This is a genomic window from Janthinobacterium sp. KBS0711 (assembly GCF_000988085.1).
Classification (GTDB): domain Bacteria; phylum Pseudomonadota; class Gammaproteobacteria; order Burkholderiales; family Burkholderiaceae_D; genus Janthinobacterium; species Janthinobacterium lividum_E.
The window spans coordinates 827,981-845,559 of record NZ_LBCO01000035.1 but is presented as its reverse complement, the minus strand read 5'-3'; the positions used below and the strand labels follow the sequence as shown (position 1 = coordinate 845,559).

At 65.4% G+C, this 17,579-nt stretch carries 15 protein-coding genes; 10 read left to right on the top strand and 5 right to left on the bottom strand.

The features are described from left to right. Positions 1 to 184: 184 nt before the first annotated feature. Positions 185 to 865: a response regulator transcription factor gene (locus tag VM94_RS26930; protein ID WP_046686168.1), complete on the top strand. Its 681-nt coding sequence runs from the start codon at positions 185 to 187 to the stop codon at positions 863 to 865. Beyond that, a complete protein-coding gene (locus VM94_RS26925) occupies positions 858 to 2,255 on the top strand; it encodes a sensor histidine kinase (protein ID WP_046686167.1) in 1,398 nt (465 codons plus the stop codon). Before VM94_RS26930 ends, VM94_RS26925 begins: the two co-directional genes overlap by 8 nt. On the opposite strand, the gene VM94_RS26920 is transcribed toward VM94_RS26925, so the two are convergent. The 4 genes from VM94_RS26920 to VM94_RS26905 all read right to left on the bottom strand — a co-directional run bounded on the left by VM94_RS26920 (position 2,247) and on the right by VM94_RS26905 (position 7,995). Next, positions 2,247 to 2,558 carry a hypothetical protein gene (locus tag VM94_RS26920; protein ID WP_046686166.1) on the bottom strand — a complete coding sequence of 104 codons (312 nt, stop codon included), beginning with the start codon at positions 2,556 to 2,558 and terminating at the stop codon, positions 2,247 to 2,249. The two genes, VM94_RS26925 and VM94_RS26920, sit on opposite strands and share 9 nt — an antisense overlap. Beyond that, on the bottom strand, positions 2,558 to 3,277 hold the full coding sequence (locus tag VM94_RS26915; RefSeq protein WP_200899279.1) for an MgtC/SapB family protein: 720 nt from the start codon (positions 3,275 to 3,277) through the stop codon (positions 2,558 to 2,560). The genes VM94_RS26920 and VM94_RS26915 overlap by 1 nt, the downstream gene beginning before the upstream one ends. A gap of 362 nt (positions 3,278 to 3,639) precedes the next feature. Beyond that, a complete protein-coding gene (locus VM94_RS26910; RefSeq protein ID WP_046686165.1) occupies positions 3,640 to 6,750 on the bottom strand; it encodes an efflux RND transporter permease subunit in 3,111 nt (1,036 codons plus the stop codon). A 3-nt stretch (positions 6,751 to 6,753) separates the two neighbouring features. Beyond that, positions 6,754 to 7,995: an efflux RND transporter periplasmic adaptor subunit gene (locus tag VM94_RS26905; protein ID WP_046686164.1), complete on the bottom strand. Its 1,242-nt coding sequence runs from the start codon at positions 7,993 to 7,995 to the stop codon at positions 6,754 to 6,756. 393 nt (positions 7,996 to 8,388) lie between these two features. Between VM94_RS26905 and VM94_RS26900 the strand changes: the two genes are divergently transcribed. Continuing rightward, entirely contained in the window at positions 8,389 to 10,923 is a 2,535-nt protein-coding gene (locus VM94_RS26900; RefSeq protein WP_082127925.1) for a sensor domain-containing protein, read from the top strand. Here VM94_RS26900 and VM94_RS26895 read toward each other — a convergent pair. Beyond that, on the bottom strand, positions 10,920 to 11,882 hold the full coding sequence (locus VM94_RS26895; RefSeq protein WP_046686163.1) for an endonuclease/exonuclease/phosphatase family protein: 963 nt from the start codon (positions 11,880 to 11,882) through the stop codon (positions 10,920 to 10,922). The two genes, VM94_RS26900 and VM94_RS26895, sit on opposite strands and share 4 nt — an antisense overlap. A 37-nt stretch (positions 11,883 to 11,919) precedes the next feature. On the opposite strand from VM94_RS26895, the gene ybaK reads away from it, so the two are divergent. From ybaK to VM94_RS29295, 7 genes are all read left to right on the top strand, one after another. After that, positions 11,920 to 12,411: a Cys-tRNA(Pro) deacylase gene (gene ybaK, locus VM94_RS26890; protein ID WP_046686162.1), complete on the top strand. Its 492-nt coding sequence runs from the start codon at positions 11,920 to 11,922 to the stop codon at positions 12,409 to 12,411. Positions 12,412 to 12,508: 97 nt separating this feature from the next. Next, positions 12,509 to 13,153 carry a glycerol-3-phosphate 1-O-acyltransferase PlsY gene (plsY, locus tag VM94_RS26885; protein WP_235433027.1) on the top strand — a complete coding sequence of 215 codons (645 nt, stop codon included), beginning with the start codon at positions 12,509 to 12,511 and terminating at the stop codon, positions 13,151 to 13,153. 90 nt (positions 13,154 to 13,243) lie between these two features. Further along, positions 13,244 to 13,915, top strand: coding sequence for a DsbA family oxidoreductase (locus VM94_RS26880; protein WP_046686160.1), 672 nt, complete (start codon positions 13,244 to 13,246; stop codon positions 13,913 to 13,915). A gap of 70 nt (positions 13,916 to 13,985) precedes the next feature. Next, a complete protein-coding gene (locus VM94_RS26875) occupies positions 13,986 to 14,276 on the top strand; it encodes a DUF427 domain-containing protein (protein ID WP_046686159.1) in 291 nt (96 codons plus the stop codon). A gap of 39 nt (positions 14,277 to 14,315) precedes the next feature. Further along, on the top strand, positions 14,316 to 15,275 hold the full coding sequence (locus VM94_RS26870; protein ID WP_046686158.1) for a DUF2157 domain-containing protein: 960 nt from the start codon (positions 14,316 to 14,318) through the stop codon (positions 15,273 to 15,275). Next, positions 15,272 to 16,933 (top strand): GDYXXLXY domain-containing protein, encoded by a 1,662-nt coding sequence (locus VM94_RS26865; protein WP_046686304.1) that lies wholly within the window; start codon positions 15,272 to 15,274, stop codon positions 16,931 to 16,933. The genes VM94_RS26870 and VM94_RS26865 overlap by 4 nt, the downstream gene beginning before the upstream one ends. Positions 16,934 to 16,983: 50 nt before the next feature. After that, positions 16,984 to 17,579 (top strand): metal-dependent hydrolase (locus VM94_RS29295; protein ID WP_235433026.1); only part of this gene is annotated, 596 nt, incomplete at its 3' end.

Here is a 17,579-nt window from a genome sequence, read left to right as displayed (position 1 = left end):
GCCGTGCCCAGGCGGGCGGTCAGAGGGGGCGCGGGCAGTATCAGTACAGCGCCGGGAAAGCATAGCAATGTGCTCCTGAAGAAGCGCCCAAGAACGCCTGAATCATTCTTCAGGTTCCGTGTGCGCACGCTGCGGCGCGGTAAAATGCCAGCATGGAAAACAAGGCACGACGCGAAAGGCAGGCATGAGAATCCTCCTGGTGGAAGACGACCGCAAGGCGGCGCGCCTGCTGGCCCGCGGCTTGCAGGAAGAAGGCTTTGTTGTCGACGTGGCGCACAGCGCGGAAGAGGGCGAGGATGAAAGCTACGCCGTCGACTATGACGCCATCGTGCTGGACTGGATGTTGCCGGGCAAGCAGGGCATCGATTTTTGCCGCGACTTGCGCGCGCGCGGTATCCAGACGCCCGTGCTGATGCTCACGGCGCGCGACGCCACGGCCGACCGGGTGGCGGGCCTGAACACTGGCGCCGATGATTACCTCACAAAGCCGTTCGAATTCGAGGAACTGCTGGCGCGCATCCGCGCCTTGCTGCGCCGCTCCGACATCAGCCGTCCGCTGGTGCTGGCGCTGGCCGATTTGACGCTCGATCCCGTCAGCCACCAGGTGACGCGGGCCGGCGCGCCGCTGGTGCTCACGCCCAAGGAATATGCGATTCTGTTGATCCTGCTGCGCCAGGCGGGCGAGGTGGTCAGCCGCGCGCGCCTGGCCGAGCAGATCTGGCAGGCGGACCTGATCGGCATCGATAACCTGATTGACGTCCACGTGCGCAACCTGCGGGGCAAGGTCGATGCGCCGGGCTTGCCGCCCTTGATCCACACGGTGCGCGGACGCGGTTTCCGCCTGGCGGAAAACAACGGTGGCTAGCTTTCGCAAGCGCCTGTTGCTGGTGCACCTGGCCGTCATCCTCGCCATCGTCGCCTGTACGGCGCTGGCCGGCTATTGGGGCTTGTCGCGCGCCGTGCATGGCCAGCTCGATGCGGCCCTGCTGGCGCTGGGCGAAACGGAAATGGCCATGCTGCCGGCCGCGCCGCGCCAGCCCGTGCAGGTGCACGAGGTGGCGCCGGGCCTGGCGCCGCCGTCGTTGACGCGCCTGGATCGCCTGGTGCAGATCATCGATGGCGAAGGCCGCGTGCTGGCGCGCAGCCGCAATCTGGAGGCGGCGCAGCTGCCGGCGCCGCCCGGCCTGCTGGCGCGCCTGGCGGCCGGCGAGACCGTCTTTGAGACCCTGCCCAAGTTCGGCGAAGAGCCGCTGCGCATGGTGTCGATTCCCGTGCCCTCGTCCGGCGCGGGCCTGGCCGTGCAGGTGGCCGGTTCGCTCGACGACACCAATCACGTGCTGGCCGCGGCCACCGTGCTGTTTGGCGCCATGGCGCTGGCCTTGCTGGCGGCCGTGGGGCTGGCCGGCGAAATGCTCACGCGCCGCGTGCTGGGCGCCATCGACGACGTGGTGGACCAGGCCCATTCGATCGGCGAAGCCAGCCTGCACCAGCGCCTGCCCCATCCCGGCACGCAGGACGAAATCGGCCGCCTGGTCGATACCCTGAACGCCATGCTGGATCGCCTCGAACACGGCTACGATGCGCAGCGCCGCTTCACGGCCGACGCTTCGCACGAATTGCGCTCGCCCCTGTCGCGCCTGCGCACGGAAATCGAAATCACCTTGCGCCGCCCGCGCGAGACGTCCGAGTATGTCGATGCGCTGGCGTCCTGCCTCGATGAAGTGCAGCGGCTGACGACCCTGGTGGAAGAACTGCTGATGCTCACGCGCCTGGACGTGGGCCAGGAGCGCAATGCCGTGGAAACCATTGAACTTGATCCCCTCGTGCGGGCGGCCGCGCAGCGCCTGGAAAAGGCGGCGGCGCAGCGCGGCATCCGCATCGTCTTCGATGACAGTGTGGCCGTGCGCGCGCGGGTGGCGGCCGGCCCTGTGGATCTGGTGCTGGCCAATCTGCTCGATAACGCCGTGAAGTTTTCGCCGCCAGACAGCGTCATCACCGTGCACGTGGCGCGCGATGGCACGCATGCGATCGTCGGCGTGGCCGACGCGGGCCCCGGCATCGGCGTGGAAGACTTGCCGCATCTGTTCGAGCGTTTTTACCGGGCCGCCAAGGCGCGCGCGGGCGAGGCGCCCGGTTTCGGCCTGGGCCTGGCCCTGTCGCAAGCCATCGTGCATGCGTACGGCGGCAGCATCGAGGCGCAGAACCGCCCGCAAGGCGGCGCGCTGTTTCTCATGCGCCTGCCCGCCTCAGATTGACGGCGCGACGCCTTCCCAGCGCACTTGCCGCACTTGCGGCCAGGCGCCCGCGCGGTTGACGAAGCGCACCAGCACGGCGCGCTGCACGGCCTGGCACAGCACCGTGGCGATCAGTTGCACCACTTGCCGGGCTTCGTCCCAGCTGCGCAGCATCTGCGACGGCGCCAGGCCCGCGCCTTTCAGTTCGGCCAGCAGCAGGCGCACGACGTGGTCCGCTTGCGCCGCAGGGCAGGTAACGGTCAGGCGGTAGGTGGCCACGACGGGACCGCGCCGGGCAAACCAATGGAAGAATTTTTTCATCATCACACTCCTCGTTCTGCGACAAATTCCGCATTGTTCACCAGCGCCCAGCGCACGGCCGAGACGCTGCCTTCCAGGCTCACCTGGCTGACGATCTGCTCCAGCAATCCCAGGCTGGACAAGGGCGTGAGCAGGTCGGCGCGTACTTCGATGCGCCCCGCGTGCGCGGCATCCTCGCTGTGCAAGGATTGCAGCATCAGGGCCGGCATGCCGCTGATCATGCGCAGCATCAGATTGCGCACCTGGACTTCCTGCTCCGCCTCGCACACGGCCGTCACGCGGTAGATGCTTTCCGTCTCGATGCCCGCTTCGCTGCCGTGGGCGTTGATGCGCTGCGCCAGGTGGCGCAGCACCAGGTTGGCGATCAGCACGAAGCCCGTGCCGATGGCCGCTTCCAGGGCGAAGCCAAGGCCGCACAGGATGCCGATGGCGGCCGAGCACCACAGGGTGGCGGCCGTGTTCAGGCCACGCACCGTCATGCCTTCACGCATGATGACGCCGGCGCCCAGAAAACCGATGCCCGACACCACCTGCGCGGCGATGCGCATGTGGCCCGAGGCATCGCCTTCGAGCACGGAAACCATCACGAACAGCGAGGCGCCGACGGACACCAGCGCATTCGTGCGCAGGCCCGCCATGCGCTGGCGCAGCTGGCGTTCGGCGCCGATCATGGCGCCCAGGGTCAATGCCGCGGCAACGCGCAGCGCAAAGTCAAATACCACCATCATTTCTCCCGACTGGGGAGGAACAGGCGAGTGCAAGGGCGAAGACTATCCGCCCGCAAGGGGGCAGCAGACGACAACGGTGGAACGATGAGGGGAAGTGGCGGCGAATGGACATCGCCGCTGGTAAAACCGCACCTTGCCGAGGGCAGGGCGGGCGGAATGCGCGCGTCTTGCCTAAGGCCGATCGCCGATGGTCAATCGACTACTGTCACTGGAACAAGCACCCACGAGTCACTCCATATCATTGATAACGGGGACAGTCTAGCCAGTGGGGCCGCTTTGGTCAACTGAAGCTCTCTTCAGGAAGCCGCCGCGTCGTCCCCGCCAATGCGGGGACGGTGAAGGCGACCGGTTCTGATTTAATGTGCGGCGTCGGCATGTGCATCGGTGTGCGCATGCTCACCGCCGCCAAAGAAGCGCGCGGCGCGCTTGCCCAGGCTGTCGAGGTAGGTGTAGGCGACGGGCACCACCACCAGTGTCAAGAGGGTCGAGGTGATGACGCCGCCGATGACGGCGCGGCCCATCGGCGCCTGCGATTCGCCGCCGTCGCCCATGCCGATGGCCATCGGCAGCATGCCGAAGACCATCGCCAGGGTCGTCATCAGGATAGGACGCAGCCGCACTTGCCCCGCTTCCATCAGCGCCTCGAACTGCCCCAGTCCTTCGCGCTGGCGCTGATTGGTGAAGTCGACCAGCAAAATCGCGTTCTTGGTGACCAGGCCCATGAGCATGATGAAGCCGATCACGGAGAAGATGTTCAGGGTGCTGCCCGTGATCAGCAGCGCGGCCAGCACGCCGATCAGCGACAGCGGCAAGGACACCATGATGGCGATCGGCTGCAAAAAGCTGCCGAACTGCGAGGCCAGCACCAGGTAGATGAAGATCACGGCGATCCCCAGCGCCATCATGGCGCCACCCATGGTTTCGGCCATCTGCTGCGCATTGCCAGCCACGTCAAAGCGTACGCCTGGCGGCAGGTCGATCGATTGCATCGCCTTTTGCACGTCGGCGTCGACGTCGCCGGCAGGACGGCCCTGCGTGCCCGCATAGATGGCGACACGGCGCTGCAAGGCCTGGCGTTTGAGCACTTGCGGGCTCGATGACGGCACGAATTCAACCACCTGGCGCAGCGGAATCATGACGGGCTTGCCGTTCGCATCAAGCTTGCTGGACGCCAGCGACAGGTCGGCCAGGTCGGCCACCTTTTGCCGCCCCGATTTGGGCAACTGCACGTTGACGTCGTAGTTCTGCCCGTCGGACGCCAGCCAGTGGCTGACCGTGTCGCCCGCCACGAATGGACGCAGCGCATTGCCGATCTGCTGCACCGACAATCCCAGGTCGCTGGCCAGTTCGTTATTGATCTTCACGGTGGTCGACGGATTGGCGCCTTCCTGGCTGTACTCCATGTCGGCCAGGCCCTTGATGTTGCGCATCTTGTCCATCAGCGTGTGCGCCACGGCATCGAGCTTGCCTTCGTCCGTGCCGAGGATGGCGATGAAGATGGGGCGCTGGCCGACGGACAGGGTGATGCCGGCAATCGGCGCCAGGCGTTCGCGGATCAGCTTTTCCAGTTCCTGCTGCGAGCGGCGCTTGTGCGTCTTGATGTCCGTCAGTTTCAGGTTCACTTCGGCCGCATTGCGGCCATCGGGCGTGCCGATATTGGCCACCAGGCTGTCGATCTCGGGGAATTCCTTCAGGGCCGATTCGATCTGGCGCACTTTGCTATCCGTGTATTCGAGGCTGGAACCGACGGGCGTCTTGAAGCGCAGGTTGACCCAGCCCTGGTCCGTCTCGGGGAACATCTCGCCGCCGATCATGGGCACGAGCATCAGGCTGCCCGCGAAGAGGGCCACGGCCGTGGCCAGCGTCGTCTTGCGCCAGCGCAGGGCCAGGGCCAGCACCTTGCCATACCAGACGTGCAGGCGGTCGATGCCCGTCTCGATCCAGGCCATGAAACGGCCCAGCCACGGCACGTACTTGAAGCGGTCCTTGACGGGGTCGCGCCAGACGGACGACAGCATGGGGTCGAGCGTGAAGCTGACGAACAGCGACACGAGCACGGCGACGGCCACGGTGATGCCGAACTGCAGGAAGAAGCGGCCGATGATGCCGTCCATGAAGGCGACGGGGACGAACACGGCGACGATGGCAAACGTGGTGGCCATCACGGCCAGGCCGATTTCATTGGTGCCGTCGTTGGCCGCCTTGTAGTGGTTCTTGCCCATGCCCAGGTGGCGCACGATGTTTTCGCGCACGACGATGGCGTCATCGATCAACAGGCCGATGCACAGGGACAGCGCCATCAGGGTCAGGAAGTTCAGGGTAAAACCGAAGGCCTTCATGGCGATGAAGCTGGCCAGCACGGAAATCGGCAGGGTCAATCCCGTGATGATGGTCGAGCGCCACGAGTGCAGGAACAGGAAGACGATCACCATGGTCAGAACGGCGCCTTCGATGATGGTGCGCTTGACGTTATTGAGCTGGCTTTGCACGCGTTCCGATTCGTCGTCCAGCACGCGCAGGGTGATATCGGGCGGCAAGGTCTTTTGCAGGTCGGCCGCCACTTTCAGGATGCCGGTACCCACTTCGACCACGTTGGCATCCTGCACCTTGGTAATTTCCATGGTCACGGCCTGCTGGCCGTTCATGCGCGAGATCGACAGTTCTTCCTGCTCGCCGTCGACGACGGTGGCCACCTGATCCAGGTAGACGGGGCCGACGGCGCGGCGCGCGACGATGATCTTGCCAAATTCGCGCGCATCCTTGATCTTGCCTTCCACGCGCACCAATTGCTCGGCCGCGCCATGGCTGATGGAGCCGGCCGGCAAATTGGTATTCGTCGCCTGGATGGCGCGGATCACTTCATCGACGCCGATGCCCTGGGCATTGAGTTCGATGGGCTTCATGCTGATGAGAATCTGGCGCGCGCGCAGGCCGCGCAGCTTGACTTGCCCCACGCCGGCCACGCCCTGGAAGCGCTTGCTGATGATCTGCTCCGTCATGGTCGACAGCGAGCGCAGGTCATGCCCGGTGGATGTGAGCACGATGGTGGCGATGGGGCGCTCGTTGTCGCCTTCGGCGCGGGCGATGAACGGGTCCTTGGCTTCCTTCGGGAAGCGCGGGCGCACCAGGGCCACCTTGTCGCGCAAGTCCTGCATGGCCTTGTCCATGTTCGTCGACAGCTCGAATTCCAGGTACACGCCGGCGCGTCCTTCCCACGAGTTGGCGCGGATGGTCTTGATGCCGCTGACGGTGTTGACGGCGTCCTCGATGGGGCGCGTGATGTCGTTTTCCACGGCCTCGGGCGAGGCGCCAGGGTAGTTCACTTCAATGGCGGCGAACGGGAACTGCACGCTGGGCATGCTTTCCACGCCCAGGCCACGGTAGGAGAAGATGCCCAGCACCACCAGCGCCACCATGACCATGGTGGCGAAGACGGGGTTTTGAATACTGACTTTGGTCATCCACATGGCTTAATCCTTCCGTGCCAGCACGGCTGCCGGCGCGGCGGGGGCGGCGGGCGCGGTTGCTGGCGCGGCAAAGGTCACGCCGTGGCCAGGTTTCACGCCATCGAGCTTGGCGACGATGACTTTCGCGCCCGGCACCAGGCCCGATTTGACTTCCGCATAGCCTTCATCCTCGTTGCGCAGTCCCAGTGTGACGGGCTGGGCGACGACCTTGTTGTTGACCAGCGCATACACGACGGGCCCCTGCTTTTCATTGCGCACGGCCGTCAGGGGCACCAGCGGCGCCACGATTGATCGCTCGGTGACGATGCTGCCCTTGGCGAACATGCCGCCGCGCAGCGCGCCATCGCCATTGTCGACGGCGATGTAGACGAGCATGGCGCGCGAGCCGCTCTCGGTGGTGGGATTGATGCGCGTGACCTTGCCGGCGAAGTCGCGCGCGCCGAAGCCGTCGACCTTGAAGTGCACGTCCTGGCCCAGCTTGATGCGGGGAATTTCCGCGCTGGGCACGGGCGCTTCCAGGGTCAGCTGCGCCAGGTTGACGATGGTATAGACGGGCATGTCGGGCGAGACTTTTTCTCCGGCCTGCAGGTGGCGCTTGCTGACGATGCCGGCCATCGGTGCGCGGATCACAGTGTCGGCCAGCGCGATGCGGGCGATGTCGACCATGGCGGCGGCGGACTTGACGTTGGCGCGCGCCAGGTCGACGGAGTTTTGCGTCGTGTCGTAGGCCGTCTGCGAAATGTATTTTTGCTTGAGCAGCGCCTGGCTGTTCGCCTCGTTTTTACTGGCCATCGACAAGCGCGCCTGCGCTTCGTCGAGCATGGCTTGCTGTTGCGTCAGGCGGGCGCGCAGGTCGGCCGCATCCAGGCGCACGAGGATTTGCCCGTTGGCTACCTGCTGGCCTTCCTGCAAGGTCGTTGCCTCGATCACGCCGGAAACCTTGGCCTTGATGGTGGCCTGGGTCACGGGCGTCAGCGAGCCGGACAGGGGCAGGCTGATGCTGAGGGCGCGCGCATCGATGGCGGCCACGTCGCCCTGCGCCAGTTCATGCACGGGCGTCTTTTCCTGCTCCTTCTTCTTGCTCGCTTGCTGCTCGGCCGCCTTGGCGGCTTGCTGCTTCGATTGCATCACCGTCCAGCCGCCGCCGGCCAGGCCCAGCACGACGAGGATCAAGACGGGCGTGCGCCAGCGCCGGCGGCGCGTGGCGGCAAGGGGGGAGGCGGGGGGCAGGGTCTCGTTTTTCATAGGTTTTTTAGTCAGGAGCGGCGCAGGGCTTCGGCGCCAGGTCTCGGTGCGGCCGGCCTGCGGCAGGCCGGGGGAATTCGGGTAGCGCATCACCGTGGCGGCCGCAGACAGCACGCCTGCCGCTGCGGCCGTTCACGGCGATGCGCATGTTGCCACTTTAGGAAGATTCAAGTCCGGCTGCCATCGCCATGCGACAGATTGCACAAAATCGGGGCTGGAATGCAAAAAACGGCGACCGGAGACCAATGCCAGCATGCCCGCCGTGCGCGTCACGATGCTTGCGCATCCTCAAGAAGCCGATTCGCCGGCGCGCAAGAATGGTCAGGATGGTTGCGCCACCGGACAGGCCATACGCCTGCCGGTTGCCGCGCGGCCGCGCCACGAGGGGGCCTGATGTCTGATCGGATTGCCGGAGCCGCCCCGTCGCCGGGCCGTTTGCTGGCCGCGGCCGAACCGCAGGCGGGGCCGGCCGGCAAGGCGCTCGATTTGCTGTCCATCATCGTTGCCGCCGTCGAACAGGCGCCCGGTCTTGCCGTGCGCGGCATCGACCGCGACGGCATCGTGCGTTACTGGAGTGCCGGCGCGGCGCGCCTGTATGGCGTGGCAGCCGAGCTGGTACTGGGCCAGCCGTGGGCCAGAGTGGCCGCGGCGCTGCCGGATGCCGCCAGCGTGGCCGAGGAGGTTGCCGGCGAATTGGCGGCCGTGTGGGAGAGCGGCAAGGCACGCAGTACGCGCCTGTGGAAGCTCGGCGCCGATGGGGCCGCGCCGCGTTGCATCTGCTCCACCGTGTTTCCCGTCATCCAGTCCGGGCGTGTGCGGCAAGTAGTCTGCATCGACGTCGACATCACGGCCGGCGGCCACGATGGCGCCGCGCAGGGCGCCTTGCTGTTGATGGGCGACAATTTCCGCCAGTTGTACGAGAAATCGGCCGACGCCATCCTGCTGCTGCGCGACGAGCATGTCGCCGAAGCGAATCCGGCCGCCATTGCCCTGTTTCAATGCGAAGACCGGCCACGGCTGCTGGGGCGCCGCCTCAGCGATTTTTCGCCCTTGCGCCAGCCCGATGGCGCATTGTCATCGTTGCGCGGCACGCAGTTGGCGGCGCAAGCCCATGCCGACGGCAACTGCCGCTATGATTGGCGCTACCAGACGTGCACGGGCCAGCTGTTCTGGGGCGAAGTGCTGCTCACGTCCGTCACGCTCGACCACACCTACCTGTTCTACGCCGTGATCCGCGATATTTCCTCCCGTAAACTGGCAGAGCGGGCCCTGTACCTGTCGGCACAGGTGGTCGAGCATGCGCGCGAAGCCATCGTCGTGATGGACCCGCAGCAGCGCGTCGTCAGCATGAATCCCGCATACAGCGAGATCAGCGGCTACAGCCTGGAGGACATGCTGGGCAAACCCTTCGTCCTGCAGGGCGTGGAGCCGGACGCGCCCGCGTTTTTCGACCACGTGTGGGATGAAGTCGACGCCAACGGCTATTGGCAAGGCGATATCGCCGGCCAGCGCAAGGCGGGCGGACGCTACCCGGCCTGGCTGTCGCTGACGGCCATCCGCGACCCGCAGGGGCAATTGAGCAATTACCTGGCCATCCTCAGCGATATCAGCGAGCGCAAGAAAAACGAGGAGCACACGCGCCACCTGGCCGAGCACGATTTCCTCACCGACTTGCCGAACCGCGTGCTGCTGCTGGACAGGCTGTCGCTGGCGCTGGCGGCCGCGCGGCGCAAGCTGAGCATGCTGGCCATTTTGTACCTGGACCTCGACCACTTCAAGCACATCAACGACAGCATGGGCCACCACGTGGGCGACTTGCTGCTCAAGGAAGTGGCGCGGCGCCTGGTGCGCTGCGTGCGCGGCGTCGACACGGTCAGCCGGCATGGCGGCGACGAGTTCGTCATCATCCTGGCCGAGGTGGGCGGCATCGACCAGGTGGCCCATGTGGCGGCCAGCCTGCTGCATGCCGTGACGCAGGTGTACCAGCTGGGTGACTATGAACTGCATGTATCGACCTCGATCGGCGTGGCCATCTTTCCCAGCGATGGCGACGGCATCGATACCCTCGTGCACAACGCCGACATCGCCATGTACCACGCCAAGGAGAACGGGCGCAACAATTTCCAGTTTTTCAACGCGGAAATGAACGCGCAAATCGTCGAGCGGGCCAGCCTGGAGCAAGGCTTGCGCGAGGCATTGGGCCGCGATGAATTCGTGCTCGAATTCCAGCCCGCCCTCGATGTTGCCAGCGGGCAGATCCTCGGCGCCGAAGCGCTGTTGCGCTGGCGCCACCCGCAACTGGGCGTGCTGCCACCCGAGCGCTTCATCGCCGTGGCCGAGGAATGCGGCTTGATGGTGTCGATTGGCAACTGGGTGCTGCGCCACGCCTGCCTGCGCGCGCGCGCCTGGCACGATGCGGGCCATGCCTGGAGAGTGGCCGTGAATCTGTCTCCCGCGCAATGCCTGCACAATAATTTATTGCTCAGCGTACAAGAAGCGCTGGCCATGTCGGGTTTGCCTGCCGCCAGCCTGGAACTGGAAGTGACGGAGTCTTTGCTGATGAAGGGCGGCGCGCGCCTGGCCGGCGTGCTGGCGCAGCTGCGTGCGCTGGGCGCCAGGCTGGCCATCGACGACTTCGGCACCGGCTATTCGCGGCTGGCCAACCTGCACCATTATCCCGTGGATAAACTCAAGATCGACCCCTCGTTCCTGCCCGCCGTAGCCGATGGCGCAGCGGGCGAGTCCGATACGGCCGTGGCCGCCACCATCATCGCCATGGCGCGCGAGCTGCAATTGACGGTGATCGCCGAAGGCGTGGAAACGGCGCAGCAACTCGCGTATCTGCGGGGACAGGGCTGCCAGCAATACCAGGGGCGCTATGCCAGCGCGCAAGTCGAGGGCAGCGCGCTGGCGAGGTTGCTACATTAGTCAATGTTTCCCAGCAGCTTGATGCGCGCCAGCACCTGGCCATGGTCGGACGCATGCGGCAAGCCCAGCAGCAAATGGTCGTTGAGATAAGTCACTTCCTGCAGCACGCCGATGGCGCGCGGCGAGGCAGGATGAAAATGTTCGGAGACGAGAATGTGGTCGATCGTCATGTAGGCACTGTCGTGGATATTCGTGTAACCCACGTGGCGCAGGGCGTCCTGGCGCAGCTGGATGGCGTTGGCGTCGTACAGGCGCGCGCGCATTTCCATGCCTGCTTCGCAGGGCGCGCCCGCGCCCATGACGATGGACGTGGTGACGGCATTGGCGATGTCGTTGAAGTCGCCCAGCACGATGCGGGGACGGCCGCTATGGCCCAGCTCGCTTGCCAGCACGCGCAGGGCCACGGCTTCCGCGCCGCGCCGCTGCAGCGAGCGCAGGTTGGCCAGTGCGTAGCTGGCCGCATCGTTGCCGTCGCCATGGCGGTAGTCGGGCCGGCGCGATTTCAAATGCACGACGACCACGTCGGTGAGTTGTCCGCCAGGCAAGATGACCTGCACATGCAGGGGCGCGCGGGCGAAGCGGCAGGCGTTGTCATCGGCGGAGACGCTCATGCCGGTCGGAAAATCCGCCCAGGCAACACCGGCGCCGGCCAGCGGCAGGCGCGATACGAGCGCCACAGTGGGCAGCATGCGTCCGGCGGGGTCCATCGCATCGTAGCCGGCCACGGTGGCTTCGCGGTAGTGGCGCGTGCGCGACAGCACGTCGCGCAGGGCCGCCTGCGAGAAAATTTCCTGGAAACCGATCACGTCGGCGTCAAGCAGGTCGATCTGCCGCGCCGTCCACTCCGCCTTGGCTGCGTATTGCGCCGGGCTCAATGGTTCCAGGTTGTCATACAATTTCGCCCCGGCGGGGGCAAGGTTGCAGACATTGAATGTGGCAAAGCGGATTTCTTCCTGCATAATTAGCACTCCTCACTGAACGATCAGCGTATCACGCATGGCTAAAAAAGAGCATATTTCCGAAACCCAGGCGACGCAGTTGCTGCGCAAGCATCAAGTTTCCTTTGAAGAACATCCGTATCCGTACGAAGAGCACGGCGGCACCAGCGTGTCGGCGCGCGAACTTGGCGTGCCCGAGCACGACGTGATCAAGACCCTGGTGATGCAGGACGAGGCGGCCAAGCCGATGATCGTGCTCATGCATGGCGATTGCAAGGTGTCGACCAAGAACCTGGCGCGCGGCATCGGCTGCAAGTCCGTCGAACCGTGCAAGCCCGAGGTGGCGCAGCGCCATTCCGGCTACATGATCGGCGGCACGTCGCCATTCGGCACGAAGAAGGCCATGCCCGTGTACGTGGAGCAATCGATCCTGGACTTGCCGCGCATCTACATCAATGGCGGGCGGCGCGGTTTTCTCGTCTCGCTGGCGCCGCAGGTGCTTGTTGATTTGCTGCAAGCCAAGCCGGTGCAGTGCGCCTTGCAGGATTAAGAAAACCAGTCCTCGCCCTGTCCGTAGGCGGGGCGCTGGTGTATATTCTGCTGCGCCAGCCTCGATGCTGGTGCAATAAACACAATAAAGGGAAGAAATGAATCCAGTAATTACAACCGTGGCAATGACAGTGGCCGCTTACTTGCTCGGCTCGATATCGTTTGCCGTGGTGATGAGCAAGGTCTACAGCATTGCCGATCCGCGCACCTATGGCTCGAAAAATCCGGGCGCCACGAACGTGCTGCGCAGCGGCAACAAGGGCGCCGCCATCATGACCTTGCTGGGCGATGGCGCCAAGGGTTGGCTGGCCGTGTTCCTGGCCGACCACTTTGCCGGCGCGCTGGGCGTGGGCGACACGGCCGTGGCCCTGGTGGCCATCGCCGTCTTCCTCGGCCATTTGTGGCCCGTGTTCTTCCGCTTCGTCGGCGGCAAGGGCGTGGCCACGGCTCTCGGCGTGTTGCTGGGCATCAATCCCTGGCTGGGCCTGGCAACCCTGGCCACCTGGCTGATCATCGCCTACGCGTTTCGCTATTCCTCGCTGGCAGCCCTGGTGGCGGCCCTGTTCGCGCCGTTTTACTATGGCTTGCTGTTCGGCGTCGATCCCATCTTGCTGGCCGTCATCGTCATGAGCGTGCTGCTGGCTTACCGCCACAGCCAGAACATCGCGAACTTGCTATCCGGCAAGGAAAGCAAGATCGGCGGCAAGAAAGATGCGGCCAAGGCGCCCGTCAAGAAGAAGTAAGCGCTTGATTTCCCGCGGCCCGCACGCATATGCTGTGCTTGCGGCGCCGCGCGGTGCGGCCGCCACCGACTCGCGCAAAGGCTGCCCACCATGACTGTTTCAACCTCCTCCGCCACACCCACTCCCGTCCGTATCGATTTCGTTTCCGACGTTTCCTGCCCCTGGTGCGTGGTGGGCCTGAAATCGCTGGAACAAGCCTTGGCCAAGCTGGACGGCACCGTCCAGGCCGACATCCACTTCCAGCCTTTCGAGCTGAATGCCAACATGCCGCCCGAAGGCGAGGATATCGGCGAACACATTGCCCGCAAATACGGTTCCACGCCGGAACAGATGGCGCAATCGCGCGAAGCGATCCGCGCGCGTGGCGAACAACTGGGCTTTACTTTCGCCATGGACAAGCGCGGCCGCATCTACAACACCTTTGACGCCCACCGGTTGCTGCACTGGGCCGCCCTGGAAGGGCGCCAGAAGGAACTCAAGATGGCGCTCTTCGACGCCTATTTCACGCAAGGGCAGGATCCGTCCTCGCATGAAGTGCTGCTGGCCGTGGCCGGCAAGGTGGGGTTGGACACCGTCAAAGCGGCCGAAGTGCTGGCATCGAACGCCTATGCGGACGAGGTGCGCGCGCAAGAGCAGTTCTACCAGCAGAACGGCATCAACTCGGTGCCGGCCGTCATCATCAACGAGCGCCACCTGATTTCCGGCGGCCAGCCGCCTGAAGTGTTCGAGCAAGCCTTGCGCCAGATCATCGCGGGCGCCTGAACCAGGCGCCAATGGCGCGCGCCATGGCGGACTTTTTGCGCTACACTCGGCGCAGAAGGAGGATAGTCAAATGCCAACAGCCAGCTGGAATGGCGCCGTCATCGCGCAAGCGACCGATGCGCAGGTGCAAGTCGTTGAAAACAATGTGTATTTTCCTTTGTCAAAGGTGACGCAGGAGTACCTGCGTCCCAGCAGCCACACGAGCGTCTGCCCGTGGAAGGGCACGGCCAGCTATTACGACGTCGTCGTCGACGGCCAGGTCAATGCCAACGCGGCCTGGTATTACCCTCAGCCCAAGGATGCCGCCAAGCAAATTGCCGGCCACGTCGCCTTCTGGCGCGGCGTCAGCGTCGAGCGCTGACACTTTCTTCCCATACTAAAAATCAATAGAAAGCAGACGATGGATTTACGCCTCGCCGTGTACCAACTCGCCTCGACCCATGCGCTCGATGCCCAACAAACCCGGCAGTTGCAGGAAGTGGCCGGTTTCCAGCGCGAACCGGCGCGCCTGGCCTACTGGCTGCCGCGCGGCGTGGCCGTGCTGGGGGCCGCCTTGCTGGGCATGGGGCTGATCTGCTGGGTGGCCGCCAACTGGGAAGACTTCGGCCGCATGGGCCGCTTTGCCTTGCTGCAAGGGGTGTTTGCCGCCGCCTGCGTGGGCGCGTTTGCCGTGCCCAAGGCGAGAGTTCCTTTGCTGCTGCTGGCCTTGCTGGCCATCGGCGGCCTGTTCGCTTACTTTGGCCAGACGTACCAGACGGGCGCCGATCCGTGGCAACTGTTCGCCCTGTGGGCCGTGCTGGCCTTGCCTCTGTGTTTTGTCGCGCGCAGCGACGTGCTGTGGACGCCGTGGATGCTGATTGTGTCGACGGCCGCCACCCTGTGGATGCAGGCGCAGGCGCGCCACAGCTGGCGCATCGATTCGGCCGACCTGGGCATTTTCGTCAGCGGCTGGCTGGCCGTGCTGCTTGCCTGTGCGTTTGTCTCGCCCCTGCTGGCGCGCTGGACGGGCGCGGGCAACTGGGCCTTGCGCCTGGGCCTGGTGCTGGCCACCATTCTCATCACGGGCACGGCCGTCAGCGCCCTGTTCGGCAATGAGATCGAGTCACCCTACTGGGCTGGTCTCAGCTTGCTGCTCGTCGCCGGTGTCCTGCTGGCCACCGGCCGGTTCTTTGACGTGTTCGGCCTGAGCGCCGTCGCGCTCGGTATCAACACCTTGCTGGTGGGCGGGTTGACGCACGTGCTGTTCAACGGCCATGGCGACGGCGTCGGCGCGCTGACCGTGCTGGGCTTGCTGGCCGCCGTGCTGCTGGCGCTGACCGTGCAAGGCATACTGTGGCGCACGCGGCGGGAGGCGGCATGAGCAATATCAATACTCAACGAGCCGATGCGCTCGCCACCCTGATCGACGACGCCACGCGCGCCGGCCTGTTGCCGCCCAACGCTACCCGTCCCATGCAGGATGTGCGGCCGTGGCCGCTGGTGCTGATGACGGCCTTCGGCGCCTGGCTGGCCGCCATCCCCCTGATGATTGCGCTGGGCGTGGGGCTGGAAAGCGTCGTGCGCCACGGTCCCGGCGCGTATGTCGTGGCCGCCATCGTGCTGGTGGTGGCCGTGCTGCTGATCCGCACGCGCGGCGTGGCGCTGTTCGTCGAGCAACTGGCCGTGCCCTGCCTGCTCGTGGGCGGCGGCTTGCTCGGCTATGCCCTGTACCGCGACTATTCCACGCAGACGGCATCGTTGATGCTGTGCCTGGCATGCCTGGTGGTGGCTGCCGCCTTGCCGCGCGACTGGCTGCGCGTGCTGCTGGGACTGGTCGCCTGCGGCTTGCTGGGGCTGGGCATCGTCGATAGCACGCGCGACTGGATTTTCGAGAACGATCCCACGGAACTGTATTTCGCCTGGATGCTGGCCCTGGCCTTCTGGCTGGGCGCCCACTGGCTGCAGAAGCAAGCCTTCAACGACGGCCGCGGCGCGCCCGTCGCCGCCTTCCTGGAATCGCTGTCGACGGGGTGGGTATTGGCAATCTTGCTGGGGCTGGTTTTCTGGTCCGGCATGACCTTCATGCTGGGCGGTGCCTTGGGCGGTGGCTTTGCCGGCGAAGTGGCGCGCGAAGTGACGCGGCACCAGGGTATTGCCTGGTATGCGCAGGCCTTGAATGGCGTGTCGCTCGTGCTGGCCGCGGCGGCCGCCGCCTGGACGGGATGGCGCTGGCCCGCATTGCGCCAGTTGCCCGCCATCGGCGTGGCGCTGGTGCTGATCGTGCTGGCGTGGTTCATGCCGGCGCTGGGGCCCGTGCTGCTGATCCTCGCGTATTGCGTGACGAGCGGGCGTTCGCGCGTGGCCGTGGCGGCCGCGCTGGCGGCGGCGTGGATCATCGGCAGCTTTTATTACCAGCTGGCCTGGCCGCTGGCCAGCAAGGCGGCGCTGCTGGCGATAGCGGGTGCCGTGCTGTGCGCGCTGTCGTGGCTGGCCACGCGCGGCGCCGTGCTGCACCTGGTGGAAAGCAAACCGGCGGGCGTGGCCCTCGAGCGCCGCGCCGTGCGTCTGGGCGTGCTGGGCGGATTGCTGCTGGTGTTGCTGGTCGCCAATGGCGGCATCTGGCAAAAAGAGCAGCTGATTGCCAAGGGGGAAGCAATCTTCGTGGCGCTGGAACCCGTCGATCCTCGCTCGCTGATGCAGGGCGACTACATGCGCCTCAATTTCGTCAACCTGGGCGTGCTGAGCACTTTGGCCAGCGTGGAGCGGGCGCCCGGCCGGCCCTTTGTCGTGGCCAGGCGCGATGCGCGCGGCGTGGCGGAACTGCTGCGCCCCTACACCAAGGAAGCCCTGGCGCCCGGCGAATTCCTGCTCGAGCTGACGCCGAAGGATGGGAACTGGGTGCTGGTCAGCGATGCCTGGTTCTTCAAGGAAGGCGAGGCGGCGCGCTGGGAAAAAGCCCGTTACGGCGAGTTCCGTGTGCTGCCCGATGGCCGCGCCTTGCTGGTGGGCATGCGCGGCGCGGAGCTGGAAAAGCTGTAGCACAAATAGCGCAAAAGCGCGCCGGGGCGGGCATCCTGTAAAATTGCCCGATGGATAATATTACGCATTCGGTCATCGGCCTCGGGGTCGGCGAACTGGTACACCGCAGCCTGCCGCCCGAGCCGCAAGCCCCCGCACAGCGCACCCGGCGTGCGCTGTTCTTATTTACGGCATGGTTTGCCAGCAACGCGCCCGACCTGGACCTGGTGCTGACCCGGCTGCTGCCGCGCCCCTTCGGCTACATGTTGCACCACCGGGGCCATACGCATACCTTGCTGCTGGCCTTGCCCCAGGCGCTGATCTTGCTGGCCTTGCTGTGGCTGCTATGGCCGGGCGCGCGCCGGCTGCTGAAGGAAAGCGTGCCCGCCCGCATCGGCCTGGCCGCTTGTCTGCTGCTGGGATTCTGCTTGCACATGGGCATGGATTTCCTCAATTCCTATGGCTTGCACCCGTTTTATCCGTTTGACAGCCGCTGGCTGTATGGCGACATGGTCTTCATTGTCGAGCCCATGTTCTGGGTCTTGCTGGGCGTGCCCGTGATCATGTCCTTGCGCTACGGCATCGTCAAAAGCGTGCTGCTGGCGGGACTGGCGGCGGCCCTGTGTTTCTTCACCTATAAAACCTACCTGGCGCCCGCCTCGCTGGC